Raw genomic sequence first — 1,934 nt, 5'->3', positions numbered from 1 at the left:
TTCCCAACCTCATTCGTACGGTCACCCGCCTCGAACTTTATCGACTCGGCTGGTAAACAACCTTATGAATAACGCTCCAAGAATTCCTGAATTAGCCGTCTTCGAGGATACTGTCGGGAATTGTTCGGCAAGCCTTGCGAATGTTGTTGGACCAAAGTTGTCCGACAAGCTCGTGATCCCCAATTCGTGCTGCAGGGCCCTGGTAAGCGCGAACATTGTCTTCCACCCAGTCCGACCATCGGTCGGTGCAGGGACGAAGCCCGCCACGCCCTTATATCTGTCATTAACCCAAATTTGGGACTTCTGCACCCATGAATCGACCATCGTCCGCTCTCCTAGATCTCGCCCTTAGCGACGTCAGTAACTCGTGGTGTTCCGGAACCCGTTAAGTCCGTGACCAGATATTTTCCCGTTGTTCGCTGCCAGTATTTATCTCCGACGGGGCCGGCGAGGAACGCTGAAGCGTAGGTAACCGAGGTGATGATCGGAGAACCCGGCTTTTCGCGGGCGACCAGGGTCACTTCGATCGCCTCTCCCGCTGGCACTTCCTGATTGAGCGTAATCGTTGTCCGCAACAAACCATCCTTCTTCTCCGTCCCCACCAAATAGGATGCACCCGTCCAAGGGGCCTGCGTGGAAGGCGAGACCACGACGGCGTCGGAATCGACCGGTGCCGTCCCCGCCGCCGGGGACGCGGTTGGCGCTATTGGGATAATCCGATCAATGCCACATGATTCGAATACCATGCCATCAAGTTCGATGGCTAATGTGGACCCGGCTGGCATAGGATGCGGCCCGGTACTCACACAGCGAATCGCAGATGGGTACCGATACTTGTCTGCTGTCGTCTTTGCTCCGTCAACCACTCCGGTGTCGGACCAGACAGCCATTACCTCAGCGCCCCACGCGGACACGGGAACTTGCGTATCTTCGGCGAGCCATTCTGCACGCGCGAGCTCGGAGCCGTCGCCGTCGAGGATTGTCAGTACCAGCGGTAGAGGAGTATCTAGACCTTCTTGCGGATACCGATCGACTACCGTCAAGGGGAAGGAGATGGTTGCTGACGCTTCGGACGCACCGTCAAAGATATCTGGAACGTCGTAGGCTACCGACGAAAAGGCCGGCGCGTCAGCCAGCGTTATCACCGTGGGAGCCATCTCATACTTTTCTAGATGCGACAGCACGCCGATCTCGCCGGCAGCAAAGATCCGCCCGTCGAACTGAACCATGACCCGGAATTGCTGTGGATTCTTTATTTGCATTGTCTGGCTCAACGTAAAAGGCACCGTCGCGCGCGTAGTGTAGTCGCCAGAGATGACAGAGAGCGTTCTCGCTTCATCCACTACTATCAAGAAATCCGGCTTTTTCATTGCAGCTACCGAAGTGGGATCGGCGTAGGAAGAGGCTGCCGTCATCATTGCTGTCGCGCCCGTCGCGACGAATGCCACAATGAATTGCCGTCTGCTTTGCATCTCTTAGTTCCAAGGCACAAACGCGCAGAATATCCCGAGCCATGTATTCGGTCCAGCTGCTCCGTCAATAGGGCCGCTATAGCCGCCACGATCTGCAGCAAGCCGCTGAATGGCTTTCCATGTATTCGTTCCCCAGTCCCCGTCGATCGGCCCTGTGTACCCGTAGTCCCTTAGGTACAATTGTGCGCCGCGTCGGGACCCTGGCCCCCACTGTCCGTTGGCAGGCCCATCGTAAAGATTGCGACAGACAAGCTCGCCTTGCCAATGCGCGACCGTGACGACATAATCCGCTTCGTAGCGATGGTCTGGATACCCTGGATTGGCGACTCTGATATCGCGTGTTTGTTGATAGGCTTCATCGCAGGTAGTCATATTTCTCTCCCTCAGAGCGTTATTCATAAGGTTGTTTACCAGCCGAGTCGATAAAGTTCGAGGCGGGTGACCGTACGAATGAGGTTGGGA

The 1,934-nt window shown here is 56.0% G+C and carries 2 protein-coding genes; both read right to left on the bottom strand.

Annotated features, from left to right (window positions below; translation table 11 throughout):
* Positions 1-335 precede the first annotated feature (335 nt).
* Positions 336-1,472, bottom strand: coding sequence for a hypothetical protein (locus tag HRF29_RS14555; protein WP_173249569.1), 1,137 nt, complete (start codon positions 1,470-1,472; stop codon positions 336-338).
* Between the two features lie 3 nt (positions 1,473-1,475).
* Positions 1,476-1,844: a peptidoglycan-binding domain-containing protein gene (locus tag HRF29_RS15565; protein WP_425503143.1), complete on the bottom strand. Its 369-nt coding sequence runs from the start codon at positions 1,842-1,844 to the stop codon at positions 1,476-1,478.
* Positions 1,845-1,934 lie beyond the last annotated feature (90 nt).

The sequence above is a fragment of the Rathayibacter agropyri genome, assembly GCF_013249015.1.
GTDB lineage: Bacteria > Actinomycetota > Actinomycetes > Actinomycetales > Microbacteriaceae > Rathayibacter > Rathayibacter agropyri.
Note: the sequence above shows the minus strand (reverse complement) of the source record. Positions and strands in the feature narration are given on the sequence as shown.